Source organism: Alteriqipengyuania flavescens (assembly GCF_030406725.1).
GTDB lineage: Bacteria > Pseudomonadota > Alphaproteobacteria > Sphingomonadales > Sphingomonadaceae > Alteriqipengyuania_B > Alteriqipengyuania_B flavescens.
In genome coordinates this window covers 2,057,322-2,081,066 of the sequence record NZ_CP129107.1, presented here as the reverse complement: position 1 = coordinate 2,081,066, position 23,745 = coordinate 2,057,322, and the positions used below count along the sequence as shown (strand labels likewise).

19 protein-coding genes and 1 pseudogene are annotated in these 23,745 nt (G+C 63.8%); 6 read left to right on the top strand and 14 right to left on the bottom strand.

What is annotated here, in order from left to right; genetic code table 11:
* Positions 1-3: 3 nt before the first annotated feature.
* From ligA to QQW98_RS10730, 4 genes are all read right to left on the bottom strand, one after another.
* Positions 4-2,079 (bottom strand): NAD-dependent DNA ligase LigA, encoded by a 2,076-nt coding sequence (gene ligA / locus QQW98_RS10745; protein WP_290134936.1) that lies wholly within the window; start codon positions 2,077-2,079, stop codon positions 4-6.
* 58 nt (positions 2,080-2,137) lie between these two features.
* Complete coding sequence (locus tag QQW98_RS10740) at positions 2,138-2,872, bottom strand: thermonuclease family protein (RefSeq protein ID WP_290134935.1); 735 nt, start codon at positions 2,870-2,872, stop codon at positions 2,138-2,140.
* A gap of 76 nt (positions 2,873-2,948) precedes the next feature.
* Positions 2,949-4,613, bottom strand: a complete 1,665-nt coding sequence (gene recN, locus QQW98_RS10735; RefSeq protein WP_290134934.1) for a DNA repair protein RecN — start codon at positions 4,611-4,613, stop codon at positions 2,949-2,951.
* Between the two features lie 73 nt (positions 4,614-4,686).
* A complete protein-coding gene (locus QQW98_RS10730) occupies positions 4,687-5,484 on the bottom strand; it encodes an outer membrane protein assembly factor BamD (RefSeq protein ID WP_290134933.1) in 798 nt (265 codons plus the stop codon).
* A 231-nt stretch (positions 5,485-5,715) separates the two neighbouring features.
* Here QQW98_RS10730 and QQW98_RS10725 point away from each other — a divergent pair, with 231 nt between their 5' ends.
* Positions 5,716-5,883 carry a Flp family type IVb pilin gene (locus tag QQW98_RS10725; protein WP_290134932.1) on the top strand — a complete coding sequence of 56 codons (168 nt, stop codon included), beginning with the start codon at positions 5,716-5,718 and terminating at the stop codon, positions 5,881-5,883.
* Positions 5,884-5,904: 21 nt separating this feature from the next.
* On the opposite strand, the gene proB is transcribed toward QQW98_RS10725, so the two are convergent.
* Positions 5,905-7,098: a glutamate 5-kinase gene (proB, locus tag QQW98_RS10720; RefSeq protein ID WP_290134931.1), complete on the bottom strand. Its 1,194-nt coding sequence runs from the start codon at positions 7,096-7,098 to the stop codon at positions 5,905-5,907.
* A 232-nt stretch (positions 7,099-7,330) separates the two neighbouring features.
* Here proB and QQW98_RS10715 point away from each other — a divergent pair, with 232 nt between their 5' ends.
* Positions 7,331-8,098 carry a pyrroline-5-carboxylate reductase family protein gene (locus tag QQW98_RS10715; protein ID WP_290134930.1) on the top strand — a complete coding sequence of 256 codons (768 nt, stop codon included), beginning with the start codon at positions 7,331-7,333 and terminating at the stop codon, positions 8,096-8,098.
* Between the two features lie 77 nt (positions 8,099-8,175).
* A complete protein-coding gene (locus QQW98_RS10710) occupies positions 8,176-9,441 on the top strand; it encodes a glutamate-5-semialdehyde dehydrogenase (protein ID WP_290134929.1) in 1,266 nt (421 codons plus the stop codon).
* A gap of 82 nt (positions 9,442-9,523) precedes the next feature.
* On the opposite strand, the gene QQW98_RS10705 is transcribed toward QQW98_RS10710, so the two are convergent.
* Positions 9,524-9,733, bottom strand: coding sequence for a patatin-like phospholipase family protein (locus QQW98_RS10705; protein ID WP_290134928.1), 210 nt, complete (start codon positions 9,731-9,733; stop codon positions 9,524-9,526).
* A 79-nt stretch (positions 9,734-9,812) separates the two neighbouring features.
* Here QQW98_RS10705 and QQW98_RS10700 point away from each other — a divergent pair, with 79 nt between their 5' ends.
* Positions 9,813-10,703 (top strand): hypothetical protein, encoded by an 891-nt coding sequence (locus QQW98_RS10700; protein ID WP_290134927.1) that lies wholly within the window; start codon positions 9,813-9,815, stop codon positions 10,701-10,703.
* A 162-nt stretch (positions 10,704-10,865) separates the two neighbouring features.
* Here QQW98_RS10700 and QQW98_RS10695 read toward each other — a convergent pair whose 3' ends face one another.
* The 4 genes and pseudogenes from QQW98_RS10695 to QQW98_RS10680 all read right to left on the bottom strand — a co-directional run.
* On the bottom strand, positions 10,866-11,759 hold the full coding sequence (locus QQW98_RS10695) for an HNH endonuclease (protein ID WP_290134926.1): 894 nt from the start codon (positions 11,757-11,759) through the stop codon (positions 10,866-10,868).
* Between the two features lie 27 nt (positions 11,760-11,786).
* The gene (locus tag QQW98_RS10690) at positions 11,787-12,449 is read right to left on the bottom strand and encodes a DUF4276 family protein (protein ID WP_290134925.1); all 663 of its coding nucleotides are present in this window, start codon (positions 12,447-12,449) and stop codon (positions 11,787-11,789) included.
* Positions 12,446-13,774, bottom strand: coding sequence for an AAA family ATPase (locus QQW98_RS10685; protein ID WP_290134924.1), 1,329 nt, complete (start codon positions 13,772-13,774; stop codon positions 12,446-12,448). Before QQW98_RS10685 ends, QQW98_RS10690 begins: the two co-directional genes overlap by 4 nt.
* Positions 13,775-13,812: 38 nt before the next feature.
* Positions 13,813-14,022 (bottom strand): annotated as a pseudogene (locus QQW98_RS10680) (elongation factor 4); the annotation flags it as partial.
* Between the two features lie 60 nt (positions 14,023-14,082).
* On the opposite strand from QQW98_RS10680, the gene QQW98_RS10675 reads away from it, so the two are divergent.
* Positions 14,083-14,343: a type II toxin-antitoxin system CcdA family antitoxin gene (locus QQW98_RS10675; RefSeq protein WP_290134923.1), complete on the top strand. Its 261-nt coding sequence runs from the start codon at positions 14,083-14,085 to the stop codon at positions 14,341-14,343.
* Positions 14,343-14,642 (top strand): CcdB family protein, encoded by a 300-nt coding sequence (locus QQW98_RS10670; RefSeq protein ID WP_290134922.1) that lies wholly within the window; start codon positions 14,343-14,345, stop codon positions 14,640-14,642. The genes QQW98_RS10675 and QQW98_RS10670 overlap by 1 nt, the downstream gene beginning before the upstream one ends.
* 3 nt (positions 14,643-14,645) lie before the next feature.
* On the opposite strand, the gene lepA is transcribed toward QQW98_RS10670, so the two are convergent.
* The 4 genes from lepA to QQW98_RS10650 form a co-directional block, all read right to left on the bottom strand.
* A complete protein-coding gene (lepA, locus tag QQW98_RS10665; protein ID WP_290134921.1) occupies positions 14,646-16,463 on the bottom strand; it encodes a translation elongation factor 4 in 1,818 nt (605 codons plus the stop codon).
* Positions 16,464-16,561: 98 nt separating this feature from the next.
* Positions 16,562-18,727 carry a putative bifunctional diguanylate cyclase/phosphodiesterase gene (locus QQW98_RS10660; RefSeq protein ID WP_290136927.1) on the bottom strand — a complete coding sequence of 722 codons (2,166 nt, stop codon included), beginning with the start codon at positions 18,725-18,727 and terminating at the stop codon, positions 16,562-16,564.
* Between the two features lie 9 nt (positions 18,728-18,736).
* Positions 18,737-20,941: an EAL domain-containing protein gene (locus QQW98_RS10655; RefSeq protein ID WP_290134920.1), complete on the bottom strand. Its 2,205-nt coding sequence runs from the start codon at positions 20,939-20,941 to the stop codon at positions 18,737-18,739.
* An 84-nt stretch (positions 20,942-21,025) separates the two neighbouring features.
* Positions 21,026-23,734 carry an EAL domain-containing protein gene (locus QQW98_RS10650; protein ID WP_290134919.1) on the bottom strand — a complete coding sequence of 903 codons (2,709 nt, stop codon included), beginning with the start codon at positions 23,732-23,734 and terminating at the stop codon, positions 21,026-21,028.
* Positions 23,735-23,745: the final 11 nt, after the last annotated feature.

The following is a 23,745-nucleotide window of genomic DNA, read 5'->3' as shown; positions in this document are numbered from 1 at the left end:
TGCCTAGCCCGCAGCCGCGACGATGGCGGCCCAGCCGGCCTCGTCGATGGTCTCGATGCCGAGCTCGGCGGCTTTCTTGAGCTTGCTGCCCGCGCCCGGCCCGGCAACCAGCAGGTCGGTCTTCGCGCTGACCGATCCGCTGGCCTTGGCGCCCAGCCGCTCGGCCTGCGCCTTCGCCTCGTCGCGGCTCATCGTCTCCAGCTTGCCGGTGAAGACCACGGTCTTGCCCGCCACCGGGCTGTCACGCGTCTCGACCTCGTAGCGCGGCGGGCTGACTTCGGACAGCAGGTCTTCCCACACGGCGACATTGTGATCCTCGTGGAAGAAATCGCCGAGCGCTTCCACCACGGCCGAACCGATTCCGTCTATGGCGGTGAGCGAGGCGGCGGCTTCCCCGTCGCCTGCGCGGGCTTGCTGCGCTGCGTCGCGCAAGGCCGGAAGCGCGTGGAAATGCTTCATCAGGTCGCGCGCCGTCACCGCGCCGATATGCCGGATGCCGAGGCCGAAGAGCAGCCGCGCCGCGTCGGGCTCGCGTCGCGCCTCGATGCTGGCCAACAGCTTGTCCACAGACTTGTCCTGCCATCCTTCGAGCGCGAGGATATCCTGCCGCCGGTCCTTCAGGCGAAAGATGTCGGCGGGGCTTTCCAGCCAGCCTAGCGCAAAGAACTGGTCGATGGTCTTCTCGCCCAGACCGTCGATATCGAGCGCGCCGCGGCTGACGAAATGCTTCAGTCTTTCCGTGCGTTGCGCGGGACAGATGAGACCGCCTGTGCAGCGCACGTCGACCTCGCCCTCCTCGCTCACCGCCTCGCTGCCGCATTCGGGGCAGTGGTCGGGGAACACGAAAGGCTCGCGCTTCGCGTCCGGCGTCAGGTTCCGCACGACCTGCGGGATCACGTCGCCCGCGCGCTGGATTACCACGCGGTCTCCGGGGCGAACGCCAAGCCGCTGAATTTCATCGCGATTATGAAGCGTGACATTGGTCACCGTCACGCCGCCCACCAGCACCGGGGCCAGCCTGCCGACGGGCGTCAGCTTGCCGGTGCGGCCGACCTGGATGTCGATGCTTTCCAGCGTCGTTTCCGCCTGCTCCGCCGGGAACTTGCGCGCGATCGCCCAGCGCGGGGCCTTGGCGACGAAGCCCAGCCGCTGCTGGTAATCCAGCCGGTCGACCTTGTAGACGACACCGTCGATTTCATACGGCAAGTCAGCACGTTGCGCGCCGATCTTCTCGTAATGGGCGAGCATCTGCTCCAGCGTTTCGCAGGTGGTGAACAGGGGCGAGACCGGCACGCCCATCGTCGCAATCGCCTCCACCACAGCGGTCTGCGTATCACCCGGCAGTTCGCCCTCGACCGCGCCCCAGCCATGCGCCCAAAACCGCAAGGGCCGCTTCGCCGTGACGCCCGCATCCTTCTGCCGCAGCGATCCTGCGGCGGCATTGCGGGGATTGGCGAACAGCTTCTCCCCCGCCTCCTCGTGCGCCGCATTGAGCGCGAGGAAATCGGCCTTGGCCATGTAGACCTCCCCGCGGATTTCGAACACGCGCGGCACCGAGCCGGCAAGTTCCTGCGGGATATCAGCAATATGCGCCACATTGGGCGTCACATCCTCGCCCACCTGCCCGTCGCCCCGCGTCGCGGCGCGCACCAGCCGCCCCTCCTCGTAACGCAGCGAGCAGGAAAGGCCGTCGATCTTGTCCTCCGCCGTGAAGGCGAGCGGCGCATCCTCGGCCAGCGAGAGGAAGCGCCGCACCCGCGCGACGAACTCCGCCACCTCCTCGTCGGCAAAGGCATTGTCGAGGCTCATCATGCGAACCTCGTGTGTCACTTTGCCCAGCGGCGAGGCGGCGACACCATGCCCCACCTTGCGGCTCGGTGAATCCGCGCGGATCAGATGCGGATAGGCCGCCTCCAGCTCCGCATTGCGCCGCACCAGCGCATCGTATTCCTGATCGGTAATCTCCGGCGCGTCCTCGGCATGATACAGCCGGTCATGCCTCGCAATCTGCTTGGCAAGGCGCATCAACTCGTTGGCGGCATCGGCCTCATTCGTCGTCGGGGCATGGTTGTCTGACATCGGCGGCGAATCCTCTCGGTCGTCCTATGCCCCAGCATGGCGGGCGCGCAAAGCGGCGTCAGTTCTTCGTCCGTCGATAGCCCGCGCGAATGGCCTCGGCTTCGGTGCAGAACAGCTCTTCCGGGTGCGTGACGTCGTAATATTCCTGTCCCGGCAGGTGATAGATCCACTCGCCGCGGCGGCTGCGGTTACCCTTGATCGCACAGCCGAAGCGGTTCGTGTACCGGCGGGTCAGGTCGCGGGCGGCAGGGGTTCCCCCGGCACGAGGTTGCGGCGCCTCGGCGACGGGTGCCGGGGCCGGCGCGGGAACGAGGTCGGGATTGGCTTCGCACCAGGCCTTCGGCATTTCGAAGTCGGAGCCCCAGATGCCGATGCGGTGCTCCTGCCGCAAAGCCTGCGCGGCAAGATATTCCGCCGGGGCATCGTCCGCCGCAACCGCCAGGCCCTGCTCCACCATGACGAGCGCGAGGTCGAGATCGCCAAGGCGGCATTGCGACAGGAAACGTCCATGCTGGTCCACATCAAGCGTTTCGCAATTCACCATGCGGCCCTTGACGAACTCGCCGAGGAAGGCGGCAGCTTCCAGTCCGCAAGCCCAGACCTCGCCGTCCCGCATGCAGGTCTGCTTGGCCTCCGGCGCATCAATGCCGAGCAGGCGCACGCCCGTGCCCGCGAATTCGAGCGAGTCCCCGTCGATCACAGTCGGCATGCCGACGATCTGCTGCGCGGATGCACCGGATGGCAGCCAGAACGCGAGGCTGGCAAAGGCGATAAGAACGGCACGCTTCGACATGGCTGGAGAGTGCAGCAACAGTATTAAAAACCGGTTTTCGCCGCTTCGGCACCACTGCGGATGGTCTTCGGAGCCGCTAGACGCCCTCCAGCAACCGGTCCGCTTGCGCTCGTGCTTCGGGCGTCACTTCCGCGCCGCTCAGCATGCGGGCGATTTCCTCCTGCCGACCGGCTTCGTCGAGGCGGTCCACGCTGGTCTTGGTGACCGTGCCGTGCGAGGATTTCGCGATGAGGTAGTGGGTGCCCCCGCGCGCGGCGACTTGCGGCGAGTGAGTTACGGCCAGCAGCTGTCCGTCGGATGCCAGCCTCGCCAGCCGCTCGCCGATGGCGCTCGCCACCGCGCCACCGACGCCGCGGTCGATCTCGTCAAAGATCACCGTCCCCGCCCCGCCTTTCTCCGCCAGCGCGACCTTCAGCGCGAGGATGAAGCGCGACAGTTCGCCGCCGCTGGCGATCTTGCCGAGCGGGGCGAAATCCGCGCCGGGATTGGTCGCGATCAGGAATTCGACGCCGTCCATGCCGCCCGGGCCCCAGCGCTCTTCGGGCAGCATCGCCACGGCGGTGCGGAAACGCGCGGCATCCAGCTTCAGCGGCACGAGCTCGCCTGCCACGGCCTTGTCGAGCGTCTTGGCCGCCTTCACCCGCGCATCGTGCAGCGCCTGCGCCGCGCCGCGATAGGTTTCGTGCGCGCTGCGTTCCGCCGCTTCCAGTTCGGCCACGTCCGCCTCGCCGCCCTCGATCGCATCGAGCGCGGCGCGCATGGCGACCATCTTCGCGGGCAGGTCGTCCACCTGGCAGGAATGCTTGCGGGCGAGCGCGCGCAGTTCGAACAGGCGCGTCTCGATCCGGTCGAGTTCGGCCGGGTCGTGGGTCAGCGCCTCGGCCGCGCGTTCCAGCGCTTCTTCCGCTTCCCCTGCCTCGATCACCGCGCGGTCGAGCGCCGCCAGCGCTTCGGCCAGCAGCGGGTGTTCGGGCGCGATCCGGTCGAGCCGCCGCGCCGCGCTGCGCAGGGCGGGGAGCGCGCTGTCCGATCCCTGGAACACGTGGCGCAATTCCTCGAGATCGCCCGACAGTTTCTCGCCCTTCTGCATGTCGCTGCGCATGCCGGCGAGCTCGTCTTCCTCGCCAAGTTGCGGTTCGAGCGCGGTCAGTTCCGCCAAATGCGCGACCAGCAGGTCTTCGTCGGCCTTGGCCTGCTCGATCTCCGCGCGGGCGGCGACAAGTTTCGAACGGGCTGCCTGCCAGCCGTCCCACGCCCCGGCCACTTTCGCGACGTCTGCCCCGGCGAACCGGTCGAGCAGGGCGCGGTGGCCGCGCGGGTTCACCAGGCCGCGGTCGTCGTGCTGGCCGTGGAGTTCGACGAGCGCGCCGGACAATTCGCGCAGCAGCGCGACGCCGACGGGCTGGTCGTTGACCCAGGCCTTGGAGCCGCCGTCCGCCTTCACCCGGCGGCGCACGATCAGCGGTTCACCCGGTTCGAGCTCCACCTCCGCATCGGACAGGGCTTCGCGGATCGCGGCGGGCAGTTCGGCAAATTCGAACGTTGCGGTGACGCTCGCCTGCTCCTCGCCCGCACGAACCAGCGCGGTTTCCGCGCGGTTGCCGAGGACGAGGCCAAGGGCGTCGAGCAAGATCGATTTGCCCGCGCCCGTCTCCCCCGTGAGCACGCCGAGGCCGCGCGCGAACTCGAGCTCGAGCGCGTCGATCAGCACGATGTTGCGGATGGCGAGCGTGGTCAGCATCGCCTGCGGGCCTAGCCGGATTCGCCGCCGCGTGTCACGCGCATGTTGCCGCGATGTTCCCGGATAATGCGCGTCAGCGGGTGGCGAGCTGGCCCGGGGCCTTGTCGCCGATCAGTTCGTAGGCCTTCTGGTACCACTCGCTGCCCGGATAGTTCGCGCCGAGCACGGCGGCATAATTGCGCGCCTGTTCGGGAATCGCGAGCGCCAGGCTGGTCTCGACCAGGCGATAGAGCGCTTCGGGCGCGTGGCTGGTGGTCTGGTAGTCTTCCACCACCCGCTGGAAGCGGATGTTGGCAGCGACCCACTTGCCGCTGTCCTGGTAGAAGCGGCCGATCTCCATTTCCTTGCCGGCGAGATGATCGTTGACGAGGTCGATCTTCAGCTGCGCGTCGGCGGCGTATTCCGTGGTCGGGAAACGGCGGCTGACTTCGCGCAGGGAATTGAGCGCCTGCAGCGTGACCGACTGGTCGCGGTCGACATCGCTGATCTGCTCGTAGTAGCTCATGCCGATCAGGTAATAGGCATAAGGCGCGTCCTTGTTGCCAGGGTGGATCGTCAGGAAGCGCTGCGCGGCCTGGACGGCCTTGTCGTAGTCCTGGTCGGCGTAATAGCTGAAGGCGCTCATCAACTGGGCGCGGCGGGCCCAGGGCGAATAGGGGTGCTGGCGCTCCACCTCGTCGAACAGCTGCGCGGCCACTTCGTACTGGCCACGGTCGAGCCGGTGCTTGGCTGCGCGGTAGAGCGATTCCACGTCGCGCGCGACGAAGGCGGTGTCCGACGCGCCGCCGCCGGTGGCGCAGGCGCCGGTCAGCAGGGTGGCGGGGAGCAGCGCGGCCAGCGCGAGCGAACGGGCGGTGAAGCGTGAACTCATAGCCGCGCCGTATAGCCAGCCGCCCCCTGAACGCCAAGTGAAGTTGTGCCTGCGTTCCACCGCCGTGCCGCGAGGCCCGCAAACCCGCCGCGGAACATGGTTGACCAGGCGTAAACCGCGCTTCTCAACCACGCCCACCAACCCCGTGGAAACCCTTATCGCCGCACAGGGAGCCTCGACGGAAGGCGCCCTGTACCCGGGCCGCCACGAATTTGCCGGAAGGCTGCGACCATGCAAACGATCACGCATATTCTGCGAGACGAAAGCGGTGCGACCGCCATCGAATACGGGCTGATCGTGGCCCTGCTCGCCATCGCCATGGTGGCGGCGCTCAATTCGGTCGGCACGTCGCTCAACACCACGATGACGAAGGCGTCGACCGGGATGGGCTCGGTCTGATCGCGTGCCGGAGCGCGCGACTTAGCCGCGCTGTTCCTCCACTGCCTCGGGCGCGTCCCACAGCAGGTGGCGATCGTCGAGCGGCACCAGGTTGTTGCCCCGGATGATCTCGCCCTTGGTGTTGTAGCCGAGCAGCTGCGGCGCCGCCACATCCGGATTGTGCGTCAAGACGCGCAGTTCCTCGCTGGTAAAGTCGCTCAGGCCACGCGCCCGCTCCACCCCGTCCGTATCGTAGACGTGGAGCACGTCGCCGCGGGTGAAATCGCCGTCCACGCTGATCAGGTCGGCGCGGCGGATCGGGCGGTCGTCGGGGCCGAGTTGGCCCGCAACCTCTTTCGAAACCACCACGCTGCCGGCCATCTGCAGGCGGTTGGCGATCCAACCGTCCCAGCCGGAAACCGGGTTGGGATGCGGCAGGACCTTCGTCGCGCGCCTTTCGCCTGATAGCACGGTGGAGAGCGGCCGGTCCGCCTCGCCTTGCGCGATCCAGGTAATGCAGCCGGCTTCCTGCGCCATGTTCGCCGCCAGTAGCTTGGTTTCCATCCCGCCGGTGCCCAGCGTGCTCTTGCCCTGCGTGGCCGCCATATATTGCGACACGTCGCTGACTTCCGGGATGAAAACCGCACCGGGATCGTCCGGATTGCGGTCGAACAGCCCGTCGACCCCGGTCAGGATGATGAGGTCCTTCGCGCCGACCATCTGCGCGACCTTGGCGCTCAACCGGTCGTTGTCGCCCACGCGGATCTGTTCCGTCGTGATCGTGTCGTTTTCGTTCACGATCGGCACGATGCCGGCTTCCAGCAGGCGGTTGACCGTGTTGCGGGTGTTGAGGAACCGGCGGTGGTTCTCGAAATCGCCGAGCGTAAGCAGGACCTGCGCGATTTCCACGCCATACTCGTGCGCCACCTGCTTGTAGGCGTTGAGCAGCAGCGGCATCCCGCAGGCGGCGGCGGCCTGCTTGTCGGAAACCCCGGCGGTTTCGGGCGATTCACCGACCATGCGCAGACCCAGCGCAACGCTGCCTGAAGAGGTCAGAATCACGCGCTTGCCCTGCGTGCGCAGGCGGTGGACATCCTCTAACAGGCGTTGGAGGAACCCGAAGCGCGGCGTCAGCAAGTCCTGGTTCGCAAGCAGCGCGGAGCCGATCTTGACGACGACGGTTTGGGGTTTGGAGTTATTCTGAGCGGTTGATGCGGTGTTCTGGTATTGGGTCACAATGGAAATCTGGACATCCTCAATCTTTCATCGGGTTGAAATTTTATATGCGGCCTTATAGATAGGAATTGTGCACTGCACAACACACTATGCCTGGAAAATTCCAATGCATACCGGGTCAAGCGGCATGCCTGTCATCGGTTCCGCGATCCGCTCGGCAGCGGTATTAATCTAACTTGCAACCCTAACTACCAATATATGGGAGCGTAATATTACCAATTCGAAAGTTCTATTGATCGGCTGCGGAAAAATGGGCGGCGCCCTGCTAACCTATTGGAAGAAGGGCGACGAACAATTCACAATCGTCGATCCCGGCCTGCAGGAAGCGCCCGAGGGCGTCCGCCTACTGGGCGACCGCGCCGCGTTGGGCGATGAAACTTTCGATGCCGTCATCGTGGCGATCAAGCCGCAGATGATCGGCGACATCCTCCCGGACTACCGCCCGCATCTCGGCGAAGGGGGCTATGTGCTCTCGATGGCCGCCGGAACCTCCGCCGCGCGCCTGTCCGGCCTGATGGACGGCGCGCCCGTGATCCGTGTCATGCCCAACCTGCCCGCCGCCGTGGGCCAGGGCGTCAGCGGGCTCTATGCCGCCGATGCCGTCACCGCGCGGCAGGCCGCCCACGCGCAGGCCATGATGGACCGCACCGGCACCTGCGTGGCCGTGGATAGCGAAGACAAGCTCGACCGCGTAACCGCTGTCGCCGGCTCCGGCCCCGGCTATATCTTCGAAATCGCCCGCGCCTATGTCGAGGCCGCAGTGGGCATGGGCTTTTCCGAAACCGAGGCGCGCGACATGGTGCTCGGCACGATGGCGGGGACCACCGCCATGGCGATGCAGCAACCGGACCAGCCGCTGGAAGACCTGCGCAATTCGGTGACCAGCAAGGGCGGCACGACCGCGGCGGGGCTGGAAGCGCTCAATGGCGACGAGGGCCTGTCCCGCCGCCTTCGCGACACGCTCAAGGCTGCGTATGATCGCGCGGTCGAACTGCGCTGAGCGCGCGGGAAACCGCCCTTTTTGCGGAACCCCGCTCCGCTCGCGCCCGTAGAACGACAAAGATAAAAGAGGACGACATGAACGACCAGACACTCGACCCCCAGATCCATATCCACGAGCTTGGCAGCCGCGCCCGCGAGGCAGCGCGCCAGCTTATCACCGCCAGCACGGAGGCGAAGAACAAGGCGCTGACCGGCGCCGCCACGGCGCTGCGCAACGCGACCCCTGCCCTGCTCGCTGCCAATGCCGAAGACGTGAAGAGCGTCGAGGGCAAGAAGCCGGAAAGCTTCATCGACCGGTTGCGCCTGACCGAAGACCGGATCGAGGCGATGGCGAAGGCGCTGGAGGAAATCGCCGACCTGCCCGACCCCGTCGGCCGCCGGCTCGCCACGTTCGACCGCCCGAACGGGTTGAAGATCGAACGCGTTGCCGTGCCGATCGGCGTGATCGGCATGATCTACGAAAGCCGACCGAACGTGGGCGCGGATGCCAGCGCGCTATGCCTCAAATCCGGCAATGCGATTATCCTTCGCGGCGGCAGCGAAAGCCGCAACTCGACCCGCGTCATCGTGCAAGCGATGCAGGAGGGCTTGCGTAGCGCAGGGCTTACCGCCGATGCGGTGCAGACCGTGCAGACCGCCGACCGCGCCGCGGTTGCCGCCCTCCTGAAAGCCGACCAATTCGTCGACCTGGTCATCCCGCGCGGCGGGCGCGGCCTGGTGGAACTTGTCCGCGACCAGGCCAGCGTGCCGACCCTGCTGCACCTCGACGGCAACTGCCATTCCTATGTCCACGAAGCCGCCGATATCGACAAGGCGATGGATGTGATCCGCAACGCCAAGCTGCGCCGTACGGGCATCTGCGGCGCGACCGAAAGCATCGTCGTCGACCGTGCGATTGCAGGCAAGGTCATCCCGAAAATCGCGGACGTCATGGTCGGCGATTGCGAATTACGCGGCGATGCCGATGCCGTCGCCATCGACGACCGGCTGAAGCCGGCGAGCGAAGAGGACTGGAACACCGAGTATCTGGGTCCCATCGCCAGCGTGAAGATCGTGGACGGCCTCGATGAAGCCATCGGCTGGGTGGAAGACCATTCCAGCCACCACACCGACGCGATCCTGACCGAAGACCAGGCCGCTGCCGACAGCTTCATGATGGCGATCGACAGCGCCGTGGTGATGCACAACGCCTCCACCCAGTTCTCCGACGGCGGGGAATTCGGCATGGGCGCGGAAATCGGCATTGCCACCGGCAAGATGCACGCCCGCGGTCCCGTGGGGCTGGAGCAGCTGACGAGCTTCAAGTACCTCGTCCACGGCACCGGCCAGACGCGGCCGTAGGCGCTAGCTACAGGCACGAGATCGCGCCCGCCAGGCCGAACAACCGTTTGCGATAGACGTCCTTCTCGCTCTTCAGCGACAGTCACGTGTCGAGCAATTCGGGCACCATGTCCAGCGCCAGCCCGATCGATTGCAGCGCGCCGGTGGAGGTGCCGCCGATGATGCCGAAGTCCAATCCGCGCACCGTCACCAGCTCGTGGATCGCGCCGACCTGGAACGCCCCCTTCGCCCCGCCGCCCGAAAGCGCGATGCCGAGCGAGCCCTCTGCCCGCGCCAATGCCTGCAGATCCATGAAAGCCCCCTTTTGGCCGCCACCCCACCACAGCACGCGCTATTTTCCTACTCGAGCGAAATCTGCTTCAGGCTGGCGGATGAGCACGCCAGACAACCGCCCCGCCCTCCCTGATAACACCCTGCCCGAATTCGACCCGGTCCCGCGCAAGCGCATGCGCCGCGGCGGCTGGAGCGCAGAACGGCAGCGCGAATTCATCGCCCTCCTCGCCGAAACCGGCACGGTGCGCGATGCCTGCCGCCGCATGGGCGCGGGCGAACACCATATCTACAAGCTGCGCGCCCACCCCGAAGGCGCCAGCTTCGCCCGCGCGTGGGAGGCCGCGCTGGACCTCGGAGTGCGGCGGGTGGAGGACACGCTGATGGACCGCGCGATCAACGGAGTGGAGGTGCCGGTCTACCACCGCGGCGAGATCGTGGGCACGCGCCGCGTCTTCAACGACCGGCTGCTGATGTTCGTCCTCGCCCAGCGCATGCCGGAGAAATACGGCAAGGGAGCCGGCCATTCCGGCACGCTCGGCCCTGCCGCGCGCCGGCGCCTGAAGGCCGAATGGCGCGCGGAGTGGGAGGCGGAGCAGGCGGCGAAGCACGTCTCCCCGGCAGAGGTGCGCGCCAGCATCGACCGCAAGGTGGAGGCGCTGCACCGACAGGTCCACGCGCGCCAGCTCGCCCGATGGATCGCCCTCGCCCCCGAAACCCGCGCGGCCCTGCGCCACTACCACACCCTCCTCGCCGCAGACCCCGGCGCGACGGGCGACTCGGCCCTGCCCGACTGGGCGGTGGACGAAGAGGCGGTGGAAGCGGAACTGGCGAAAGAGGCGCAGCGCGGCGGCGGCGACGCGGGTGCTGACAGGGACGACGGCGAGGGAGCGGGCCAGCACCCGCCGGAAGGCTGGAACAGGGCGGCCGAGGGGAAGCCGGACGAGAGCGGGCCTAGGACGCGGAGCTTGAGGGATGATGGGTGGGAGTGAAGCCCCGCGCCTAGCGCAGGCGTTTGCACAGCAAACGGCAAGCTAGAAGCGAGAGGCTGTAACTCCGGCCAGCGGGTCCGCGCAGCGGAATCCGACTGACGTCACGTGGCGCATGGAGCGATTGCGCCAGCAATCGCGGAACGACGCGTGACGGCGTTGGCGCTACGCCGCAAACAGGTGATGGTCGCGGTGCCAGCCGAGGAACTGGGGATGCGGGCGGTCGCTGGCGCGTTCGGGCGCGATCAGTTTGCCGGTCGGGTTGATGATGGCCTGCACCCCGTCCCGGTCATTCACCTTGCGATGGATCACGATCGTGTGATCATCCTCCACCCCGATCAGGCCGCGATCAAACATCCAGTGTGCCGTGCCTGACAGGGCAAGCCCGTTGCGGATGGAATCCGGCCCGCCATGCTCGACCGGGCGGATATGCGCCGCTTCCGCCTCAAGCCGCCCGCCTCCATTGACCAGCCGCCAACCGGTTACAGCGCAGCGTCCGTCATAGGCATGAAGCACGGCTCGCCGGAAAGCCTTGTCGCGAAAGGGGCGGTTGACCAGCGATTGCACGATAGGTCGCTCAATTTCGAACGGGGTCTGCGTATCCTGCACCCGATTGAGCGGTTCGGCATCCCCCACGCGCGGGAGCGTATCATCCTCCGGCAAGCCCAGCCTGACGATCCGCGCAAAGTCCGACGGTGAAAGCGGGCGGACAGCAGCCTGCGCGCGGCCGGAAACCTTGCCTTCTTCGTTGAGAACGCCGCGCTCCACCTGCTCGCCATTCACAATGTGCGGAACGGTCGGCTCGAACGGCAGATAGCTGCCTGCCTCGATTATCGCACGATAGCGGTCAGGCTCCGTCGGGTCGGGTATGATTTCCTCGACCTTCGCGACGGCGAAGAAGCCCTTGGAGTTCGGAATCTTCACCGGCTCGCGATAATCAATCCAGTCGCCGACCATTTGCTGAGCGCGGCTGAGATAGCCTTTCGGAAACTGGTAATGCACCTCAGGAATGTCGTCGTAGATTGACCCATCCTTGTGCATGAAAACGCCGAAGGTCATCGCTTTGCCTGCAATCCCATCAACCGGCTAAGGATTAAGAAAGTTTCCGCCCACCAATGCTTGCTTTACGCGGTCTCGGAAAGTCCGAATGGTTGGAGCCCGATATAATTCAGTCAGCCTCTGCGCGTTTGCTATGGCGGGAAAGAGCAATTCGGCATTCCTCGTACGAGCTCGCACGTTCATAGCGTCAAGCGCATCAGCCAATGTCTTTTTTGGGTCAGGTAAGCCCTCCGCAGCTTGAGGGGTCGAAGGAAGCCCAAAGCCTGTGATACTCCCATTCATGCCGACGGCCGAAAGCACTGCCTCTCCATCAGCCAATACCCAAGCCTCCGTCTCGTGACGTGGTGTAAGACAGACGCATCGAAAATCCTCGATATCGCATCGTGCTGTCATCGCCTCACAAAACGCTGATGAGCGACAATCAAGGGTCTGCTCAAGTCCACGCCCCCCGATGTCAGAATGAACGAAGATCACTTCAAACGCATCGAAAAATTCGCATGCTTCCGCCGCTACGCTATCGACCGAGCGCGATTTTCTTCCGAGACGCACTGATGGCTGATCGGGCACCTCGATGATGTCCTCTCCTTGGCCGTTCGCGATCACATCGCGAATAATGCGCGGGATCAAGACATCGAGATAAGCAGCATCGGTATGGCCCTCGTAGAAGACGCCCCATCCGAGATACTTCATCCGGAATCACCGGGACGTTGCAGTAAGCGATCAACTTCAGCTCGACTTAAATGCTTTTCTGGCTCGAATAGGTCGCTTTCGGCTGTGACGCCGGTTCTCATCCTTGTCCTGGATGTCGACTCTGTGTGGCCCGGCTTTAATGCGGTAACCAGGTCAGCGGCAACGATCTCTTCGTCGTGAAGCTCCTCCATCACCTTAGGTGAATGAGTGTTCAAGAGAACCTGAAAGGTCTGTCCCGAACCTTTGCGAACAAGTGTAGCTTCGCGAATAATTTCCACGAGCGTAGGTATCCGGCCATCGTGGACCCCGTTCTCTGGCTCTTCGTAACAGAGAGTGCCTCTTCGATCAGGATCGTTCAAGACCGTCAACAAAGCGAGAAGGCGCAGCGTTCCATCTGAGATTACTCTGCTGCTAAAAGTCAGGTCTGTGGTGAATCGAACATTGAACGCATAATCCCGCCGATCGTCAGCTTGAACTTCAACCCCGCAAACACTCGGGATTAAAGACGCTAAATCGGCAGCGATATCAGACAACGCTCCGTCGGGCCGGTCATCTCGACGAGTCTGTTCTCGAATGCGGTTCAGAACAGCTGCTAGATTTGCAGCATCTGGCCGCAACGTTGTTTTTTCGAAGCGATCACTGGGCTTGCGCGCGGCTTGAGGATTAATTTCGAGGAATCTTATCGCGCTTAGCGCCTGCCGAACGGCGTACAAATGGGGAAACTCTGCACTGGAAATCGTAGAAAGGACTGTACGCGAAGCCTCTCGAAGTGAAAACTGCATTGGGTTGCCGCTCTTACTGGGTCCATCTTGCCGTACGAGTAAGGCATCCCCGCTGTCATTCTTCCGAATGAAAGGGACGGAATACCTTCCATAATTAGGGTTCAGTGGGCTCAAATAATTGGCTCTATCCTCGCTTCGTTTGAGCGAACGACAAAATTCATCTGTAACGTAGATTCCGATTGGCGCCCCAGAACGATCATACCCTATCTGCAACTCCACTTCATACCGAAGTCTCTGTGACGGAACCGCGAATTTTCGCCCGAAATCGTCGCTCCCGCTAGATTTCAAATAAAGTTCGGCGGCAATTCGGATTGTATTACTTTGACCATCAGCGGTGCGCCTAAAAAACTCTTCCGGCTCGCCTCTAAGATCTTGAAAAGCGGTGTGAACATCGGTTTCCGCTAGCGCTGCCAAGAGTTGCAGAGCGTCGAACAAATTAGACTTACCGCTAGCATTCGGACCAACGACCGCCGTAAACGGCTTCAAATTGAGCTCAAAGTTAGAGAACGTTTTGAAGCCGTCAATTTCGATTTTTGTGAGCATATCCGGTGTCTATACGAGATATTTCCGAGACTCCAAACCTACTCCTCTCCCATCCGCAGCGCGGCGATAAACGCCTCCTGCGGGATGCTCACATTGCCATACTCGCGCATCCCCGCCTTCCCCTTCTTCTGCTTTTCCAGCAGCTTCTTCTTGCGGCTCATGTCGCCGCCGTAGCATTTGGCCGTAACGTCCTTGCGGAGCGCGGCGATGGTTTCGCGGGCGATGATCTTACCGCCGATCGCCGCTTCGGCCTAGCAGGCGCATAGGCAGCTTGATATGCATATTCAATATATATATAGAGTCGACGTATGATAAACCAGTTCATCGACAAGCGCTTCGACGGTCGTACGCCGCGCAAGCGGACAAGTATGACCATCCGCCCTGATTATCTTCAAAGGGCGAAGGAGCTTGGTATTAATGCCTCAGCGGCCGCCGAGGATGGGGTAGGTAGAGCTATTCGAAAGGCTGAAGCTGCCCAATGGGTCGCAGAGAATAAAGAAGCCATCGAGCTTGCCAATGACTGGGTCGAGGCAAATGGGCTTCCCCTGGCCGACAAGCGCCTGTTCTGATGGCTCGTCTCGACGTTTTCCGCCTCAAGAACGGCGGGCCGTTGGTTGTCGATTGTCAGGCGGAGCTCCTTGAAGACCTCAAGACGAGGGTTGTCATCCCCTTGCTCCCGCAATCGGAAGCTCCCAAGCCCGCGCGCAACCTGAATCCTGTATTCGAGATCGAAGATGACCAGTTTGTACTGATGACGCAGTTCTTGGCAGCAATCGAAACGAGCGAACTCGGGAAAAAAGTAGGTTCTCTTGAGAGAGACGAGCGAGCCGTTCTCAACGCTCTCGATTTCCTGCTGACCGGCGTTTGAACCTCACTCTTCCCCCATCCGCAGCGCCGCAATAAATGCCTCCTGCGGGATGCTCACATTGCCATACTCCCGCATCCGCGCCTTGCCCTTCTTCTGCTTTTCCAGCAGCTTTTTCTTGCGGCTGATGTCGCCGCCGTAGCATTTGGCCGTAACGTCCTTGCGGAGCGCGGCGATGGTTTCGCGGGCGATGATCTTGCCGCCGATGGCGGCCTGAATGGGGATCTTGAAAAGATGCCGCGGAATCAAGTCCTTAAGCCGCTCGCACATGCCGCGACCGCGCTCTTCGGCCACATTGCGGTGGACGATCAGTGACAGGGCATCCACCGGCTCGTTGTTGACCAGGATGTTCATCTTCACAAGGTCGCCTTCGCGCAGGCCGATCTGTTCGTAATCGAAGCTGGCATAGCCCCGGCTGATCGATTTCAGCCTGTCGTAGAAGTCGAACACCACCTCGTTCAGCGGCAGCTCGTAAGTCACCTGCGCGCGCCCGCCGACATAGGTCAGGTTGGTCTGGATGCCGCGGCGGTCCTGGCACAGTTTCAGGATCGGGCCGAGATACTCGTCCGGCGTGTAGATCGTGGCCTTGATCCACGGCTCCTCGATCCATTCGATGCGGTTGACGTCCGGGTAATCGGCCGGGTTGTGCAGCTCGATCGTTTTCTCGTCCTCGTTCTTCGTCTTGCCGAGCTTGATGCGGTAGACGACCGACGGCGCGGTGGTGATGAGGTCGAGATCGTATTCGCGGCTGAGGCGTTCCTGGATGATCTCGAGGTGCAACAGGCCGAGGAACCCGCAGCGAAAGCCGAAGCCCAGCGCCGCACTCGATTCCATCTCGAAGCTGAAGCTGGCATCGTTGAGGCGCAGCTTGCCGATGCTTTCGCGCAGCTTCTCGAAATCGGCGGCATCGACCGGGAACAGGCCGCAGAACACCACCGGCTGAACTTCCTTGTAGCCGGGCAGCGGCGTGTCGGCCCCGCCCTTCACGGTGGTGATCGTGTCGCCGACGCGGGCCTGCTCCACCTCCTTGATCTGCGCGGTGATGAAGCCGATCTCGCCCGCCGCGATTTCCGGCAGGTCGGTGCGCTTGGGGGTGAAGCAGCCGACCCGGTCGACGAGATGCTGCGTGCCGCCCTGCATGAAGCGGACGTTGAGGCCCTTTTTCAGCACGCCGTCGATCACGCGGACGAGGATGACCACGCCGAGGTAGGGATCGTACCAGCTGTCGACCAGGCTGGCCTTCAGCGGCCCGTCGCGGTCACCGGTGGGTGCGGGGATGCGGGCGACGATGGCTTCCAGCGTTTCCTCGATCCCGATGCCGGACTTGGCGCTGGTGAGCACCGCGTCGCTGGCGTCGAGGCCGATGACCTCCTCGATCTCCGCGCGGACTTGCTCCGGCTCAGCGGCGGGCAGGTCGATCTTGTTGATGACCGGCACGATCTCGTGGTCGTGCTCGATCGACTGATACACGTTGGCGAGAGTCTGCGCCTCTACCCCTTGCGCCGCATCGACCACCAGCAGCGCGCCTTCGCACGCGGCCAGGCTGCGCGAAACTTCATAGGCGAAGTCGACGTGACCCGGCGTGTCCATCAGGTTGAGCTCGTAGGTCTCGCCGTCCTTGGCCGTGTAATTGAGGCGCACCGTCTGCGCCTTGATGGTGATGCCGCGCTCCTTTTCGATGTCCATGTTGTCGAGCACCTGCTCGGACATCTCGCGGTCGGTCAGCCCGCCGCATGCCTGGATCAGCCGGTCCGCCAAGGTGGACTTGCCGTGGTCGATGTGCGCGATAATCGAAAAATTGCGGACTTTGGAAAGGTCGGTCATGGCCTGCCGGGATAGGAAGAGGGCGCGCGCGATGGCACGTTTCCCCCGCCCTTAGCGGGCGGCAGGCGGGCTGTCAGCACATTGTATGCGTGCGGTGGTCAGGCGGCCCCGCGCTGGCGGGCGACCACTTCCATCAACTCGCGCGGTCCGGTCGGCCCGCCGGCCCCGGCGGCGGGATTGAGCGGATAACTGCCGTTCGGCAACGCGGCGAGAGGCATGCCCGCATTGGCGAGGGCATAAGGCGATATCCGGTGACGGGTACACAGCCCGTCGGCACCGTCGCTGACCAGAGCTGTCTCGAATTCCATGCCGAAGCCCGTCTCTCCGGCGCGGCGGACAGTACCGACCGCAAGCTGCCCTTCGCCAAGGTCGAGCACAATTTGCATGCCTTCGTTCGTACCGGCAATTCCCTCCACCCAGGCGCCCGATTTCGACAGGTTGCGCAGCATGGCGCCATAGAGATGGTCACCATGGATAATCCCGACGCGGCGGAACATGCTCTGGCGGTCGGCGCGGTACTTGGCGGGACCCACCGGCTGGTAGGTCAGTTCGCCGTGGTTGAGCCGCTCCATGACCGCTTCATGCGTTTCGGGCCGAGCAAAAAGATAACCCTGGATCAAGGTAGCTCCGTGAGAGACCACTAGCTCCAGCTCATCCATCGTCTCCACACCCTCGGCGACCGTTTCCATCTTGAGCGCACTGGCAAGGCTGACGATGGCAGTGACAATCGCCGCGTTGTTATTGTCGTTTTCGGTCGCGCCGCGTACGAAGCTCTGGTCGATCTTGATCTTGTTGAAGGGCGCGTTGCGCAGGTAACCGAAGCTGGAATAACCGGTGCCGAAATCGTCCAGCGCCAGCCGCACCCCCATCTTGGTAAGCGCACCGATGCGGTCGATCACAGTCTCATGGTCGCCCATGAAAACGCTTTCGGTGATCTCGATTTCCAGTCGCTGGGCGGGCAGGCCGCTGTCGGACAGGGCCTGCGCAACCTGCTCGACGAATTCCGCGTTTACGAATTGCGGGACGGAGACATTGATTGCCAGCTTGAGATCGCCCGGCCACTCGGCGGCCTGACGGCACGCCTCGCGCAGGGCGAAGGCGCCGATTTCGAGGATCAACCCGGTTTCCTCGGCCACCGGGATGAACGTTCCCGGCCCGACCTCTCCGCGCACGGGATGATCCCAACGCATCAGCGCCTCGAAGCCGGCCACGTGGTAATCGCTGCTGCGGACCAGCGGCTGGTAGACCATGCGCAGCTGCTGCTTCGAGACCGCATCGCGCAGGTCTTCCTCAATCTCGCGGCGCCAGCGGGCTTCTTCGCGAAGTTCCTGCGAATAGAAGCGGTACTGGCCGCGCCCCTTGCCCTTGGCGGCATAAAGCGCGAGATCGGCCCCGCCGACGAGCTCTTCAGCTTCTACACCGTCATAAGGCGCGATGGCGATGCCGACTGAAGTGCCGATGATCGCGCGGCTGCCTTCGATCGAATAGGGTTGGGAAACCATCTGGATTAGGCGGCTGGCCAGCGCGCCCAATTCCCCGCGGTCGTCCATGTCGGGCAGGATTATCTGAAACTCGTCGCCCCCGATCCGCCCGATCTCTCCCTTGTCGCCGACGATCTTCTGCAACCGCTGCGCGACTTGCTTGAGCAGCTTGTCGCCGTATGGATGACCGAGCGTATCGTTTACCTGCTTGAAGCGGTCGAGGTCCAGCAACATCAGGGCGCAACTGCGCTTTGCGGCTTTTACCGCGGTAATCGTGGCCTGCAGGCGCTGCGCCATGCGCGCGCGGTTGGAAAGGCCGGTGAGCGCGTCGTAACGCGCCATGTGGTCGCGGTCGGCGGAGCTGTGGCGGATCGCCGTGACGTCGCGCGCGGTCCCGCGATAGCCTGCAAAATTGCCGGCGCTGTCGATCTGCGGCAGGGCGGAAATGCTCCACCAGGTTTCCGCCGGCGCTTGCGTAAGCCTGACCGTCAGATTGCGAATTGCGGTGTGGGCCCCGAGAACGAAGCTGAGCGGCCGAGCACCCGGTTCAAGGGCGACTTTTGGTTCGTCGGCAAATATCTTGAGAAGCTGCTGTCCGGTCAGATCACTCGCTTCGATCCCGTGTTCTGCAGTCGCAGAAGGCGAAATGTAGGTAAGCAAACCTTCTGCATTGCTGGCCCAGAAACAGCCGAGGCCCAGAGCTTCGAGTTCTTCGAGTAAGCTGGACCTGTCGGTTGCGCTGGCGCGGCTGTCTCGTTTCGAAAAGAAGCGCGATTTACCCATCGTAATCAATCAACCCTCCCCACCGTCGGCAATCTTGGCAGCGATGGAAAGCTGGGCGAACTTGGGCATCGACTTGGGCTTGGCGCCGTATTCCCCGCCGACCAGCGGGTAATTGCCCGGAGGCAGCATCTGCAGCGGCATGCCGGCCGCCGCGAGCGCATAGGGCGACACGCGGTGGCGGGTACACAGGCCCCCCGCCCCGTCGGGCACGAGCGGAATTTCAAATTCCAGCCCCTGTTTGTCGCCGCGAGAATGGATCACGGTGGCGACAGCCAGCTGGCCTTCGCCGAAGTCGAGGACGAAGCGTTCGCCAACCGGCACGTCGGCCAGGCCTTCGATGAGGGCGCCGGTGCGGGACAGGTCGCGCATCATGACTTCGTAGAAATGGTCCTCGTGGATGACGTTGCAGCGGCGGAACACGCGGCGGCGCTCCGCGCGCTGGCGTTCGGGGCCGTTGGGCTCGATGGCCCAAGCCTCGTTCACCATCTTATCGTGCAGTTCCTCACGGTCCATCGGCGGCGCGTAAATGAAGCCCTGGATGTGGGTGACTCCACATTCACGCACCAATGCGAGTTCGTCCTTTGCCTCGACACCTTCGGCCACGCTATCCATGCCGAGCGCGCCTGCGAGTGCCACGATGGCGCGGATCAGGTCGCCGTTGCGGTTGGCGGGCGCACAGGCGTCGCGCAGGAATTCCGGGTCGATCTTCAGCGTGTCGAAATGCGTGCCCTTGAGATAGCCGAGCGAAGACATGCCGGCACCGAAATCGTCGAGCGCGAGGCGCACGCCGATACCGCGCAGCTTCGCCACCGCTTCATCGATCAGCTGCGTATCGCGCAGGAATACGTTCTCGTTGAGATCGAGCTCCAGGCGGTTCGGTTCGAGACCCGAGTTGGCGAGCGCGTTGGTGACGACGGTCGGGAAACCTTCGTTGAGCAGTTGGACCGAGGAAACGTTGACCGTCAGGCGCACGCTCTTCGGCCAGGTCGCAGCCTCGCGGCAGGCTTCCTGCAACACCCATTCGCCGATGCCCACGATGAGGTTGCTGTCTTCCGCAATCGGAATGAACAGCTCCGGCAACACGGGCCCGCGTTCGGGGCTGTACCAGCGCAGCAGTGCCTCAAGTCCCACGATCTTGTTGTTCGCGGTGGAGGCGATGGGCTGGTAATTTAGGTCGAATTCACCGCGCTGCAGGGCGAGTTCGAGATCGGCCTCGATGCCCTTGCGGTCGCGCTCGCTGTTCTTGAGGTCGGCGGAGTAGAACCGGTACAGCCCGCGCCCGCCATGCTTTGCGGCATAGAGCGCCAGGTCGGCGCTATGGACCAGCGCGTCGCGCTCGATCCCGTCATATGGGGCAATCGCGATGCCGAGCGATCCGCCGATACTGGTGCGCGCCCCGTCGAGGACAAAGGGCTGCGACAGGATCGAGATGATCTTCTGCCCGATTTCGCCGAGCCGGCCGCGGTCGTCCATGTCGGGCATCAGGATCTGGAATTCGTCGCCGCCGAGGCGTCCGATCTCCGCATTCTCGCCAACCACGCGTTTCAGGCGCTCTGCGACCTGCTTCAGCAGCTCGTCGCCGGCGGCGTGGCCCAGCGTGTCGTTGACCTGCTTGAACCGGTCAAGGTCGATCATCATCAGCGCACAGGAGCGTTTGGCAGCGACGAAGGTCGCCAGCATCGTATCGATGCGCTGTTCCATCCTGGCGCGGTTGGCGAGCCCGGTCAGGCTGTCGAAACTGGCGAGCTGGTTTTCCTCGGCCGCCTTGCGCTGCTCTTCGGTCTTGTTCGACCCGTAACCGCGGTAGCCCAGAAAGGTCTCGCCATCGAACATCGGCTTGCCGACGACGCACCACCAGGTAGCATCGGCATCCTCGCCGATCTTCAGGATGCGGTCGCGGATCGGCTTGTGGGTGGACATGATGAGGCGCAGGCTGCGCCCGGGCATGGCCGCCTCGTCCTCTTCGCTTTCGAACAGCTCGACCGCATGGCTGCCGATTAGCGAACGGCCCTCAGGGCAGACGAGCTTGTCGAAAGCTTCGCTGACATAGGTGAAATTGCCCTGAGGGTCGGTCTGCCAGACCCAGATGCTCTGCGTGTTTTCGACAAACTCCAGCAGATCGGCACTGGATGCGCTGTCGAACAAGGCTCCGGCGCGCACGGAATCGCGGGCGGCATAGCTGCCCCCCCGCAATCCCTTAAGCAGTCCGCCCATCGCCACGGCTTCAGTCCTCGTTCGCTTCAACAAATGGCAACCCGTGGGTAACCAGTCGTGGTTTCTTTTTTACTAACGACCCCATCAGCCCGCATCCCTGAGCAAGGATTTGCGCGCGGCCGGCGTGGCATCCGCGATAACCTTGATATTGCCGTTGAAATCGCGTTCCAGCGGTCGGTCGAATTGCACGCCCATTCGCCCTTCATAGCACCAGCGGCTGGTCACCTTGAGCGAGACGGTTTCCGAAATCTGCAGGTCGAAGACCGTGTTGTCGGGCACGTTCCATAGTCCCTCGATCATCGCCCCGGTGACGGAGATGTTGCGGATCGTGCCGCGATATTTGGTCGCCCCGTGGGAAAGCTCCACCTTGCGCAACATCTTCTGGCGCGCGGCACGGGCCGAACGCGGACCGCTCGCGGTGGCCTTGAGCCCAGCCTGCAGCCGCTTCATCACCACGTCGCGCGATAGCGGCTTGTCGTAGATATAGCCCTGGATGTGGCTGCAGCCGAGCATGCGGATGAGATCGAGTTCGTCGAGCGTTTCCACGCCCTCGGCCGTCGTATCCATGTCCAGCGCCTGCGCCAGGCTAGTGATCGAGGTGATAATCGCGCCGTTGCGGCTGCCGGTCTCCGTCGCGCCGCGCACGAAGCTCTGGTCGATCTTGATCTTGTCGAACGGCGCCTTCTTCAGATAGCCGAGCGAGGAATAGCCCGTCCCGAAATCGTCGAGCGCCAACCGGACGCCGACCCGCTTCAGGGCGGCGAACATCTGGTCGGTATTGGAATCGTCGGTCAGGAATACGCTTTCGGTAATTTCCAGCTCCAGTCGCGACGGGTCGATGCCCGCCTGCGCCACGGCATTGGTAACCACGGTGGGGAAATTGGGGTTGGCGAACTGCAGCGGCGAGACGTTGACGGCGCAGCGCACGTTTTCCGGCCAGGTCGACAATTCGTGGCATGCGGTGCGCAGTGCCCATTCACCGATCTGTTCGATCAGGCCGCAATCCTCCGCGATCTCGACGAATTTCTGCGGTTGCATCCAGCCTTTGACATGGTGGTTCCAGCGCAGCAGTGCCTCGAAACCGACGATTTCCTCGTCGGCAGCGGACACGACCGGCTGGTAAAACAATTCGAGCTGGCCATGGGTCACCGCATCACGCAGGTCCTGTTCCAGTTCGCGCCGCGCTTCCGCCTCGGAATGGAGGTCGTTGGCGTAGAAATGGAAGCGTCCGCGCCCGCCGTCCTTCGCAGCGTAGAGCGCAAGGTCGGCGTTGCGGATGATCGCCTCGCTCGTCACCCCGTCGTCAGGCGCGATCGCAACACCGACCGACGCGCCGATGACAACGCGGTGGTCCTCGATCCCATATGGCTGGGAAAGCGAAGAGATGATCCGGTGGGCAAGCTCGCCCAGCTCCTCGCGCTTGTGCGTCCCCGGCAGGATGACCTGGAACTCGTCGCCGCCGAGGCGCCCGACCTGTCCGTGCTCCCCGACCACGCCTTCGAGCCGCACCGACACCTGCTTGAGCAATTCGTCGCCGACCGGGTGGCCGAGCGTATCGTTGACCTGCTTGAACCGGTCGAGGTCGAGCAGGAACACCGCGCAAGTGCGGTTGAGTTCCTGCGGCGCGCCGAGGATCTTCTCCAGCGTCTGCGACATCAGGAAACGGTTCGCGAGCCCCGTAAGACTGTCGTAGCGCGCGAGGCGGGTCGCCTTCTCCTGGCTGCGGCGCTTTTCGGTGAGGTCGGTGCCGGCGCCGCGAAAGCCCACGAAATTGTCGAACGTGTCATAAAGCGGACGCCCGGTGACCGACCACCAGCGCTCCTCGTCGCGAATGGCGGATCGCACCGCCAGTTCGCTGAACGGCGAGCGGGCGGAAATGTGAAAGGTAAGCGTGCGCTCGCTCTCGTCGTCCCGGTCGGCGAGGTCGAACAGGTCGTTGAGCGGGCGGCCGACCATCGTTTCCTGCGTGTAGCCGAGTGCCTCCGCGACGGGGCGGGACACATAGGTCAGCTGGCCGCGCCTGTCGGTTTCCCAGAACCAGCCCTGCCCTGTTTCCTCGTAATCCCGCAGGATGTGTTCGGCGCGCTTGCGATCACGTTCCTCGCGCTGCAGCTTCTTGTCGAGCTGCGACTGGAGCTCGCTTTCGCGGCGGATGATGACGAACGCGGTCATGCAAAGGACGAACATGCCGCCCAGCCCGATCAGTCCGCCATAGAACAGGGCCGGCATCGCCCATACTCCGATCTGGGCGGAAAACATCGCGTTGAGCCTGCGATACAGGAACGCCGATCCCACCGTGCTGGCGCCGACAAGCGCGCTGAGCCCCGACGTCCATGCAAGCCCGCCTTGCGAAAGCCACAGCAGGATCGCCGCCGAAAAGGCAATCATCGGTGCGACCACGAGTCCGCCGATCATCACGAACTGGCGTTGCAGCGCTGCAGTGCCCTTGATGACAGGCGGGTCGAGCCGCGGCGTCAGGTAAGGCAGGCCGATCGCGGCCAGCAGCAGCGGGATAGCAAGCAACGGCGGGATGGACAGCGACGTTGCCGCCGCCAGCACCGATGCGGCGACCAGCGTCGGCGTCATCCATTTCCAGGAGCCGACAAGGACGCGCGAACGCTGCGGCAGGACGACGCGTCCCCCCGCACGCCGGTTCGGCTGCGCCGGCTTCGCTTCCTGCCTCGCCTGCTCCGCTTCGGGCATCTGCAGGCGATGGACACTGCCACGGCGCGCGTCGTCCCGATCCGGCGTTGCCGGCTCGGCCGCAGGTTGCGACGTGCTTTTTTGTGGCAATGCCCCACTCA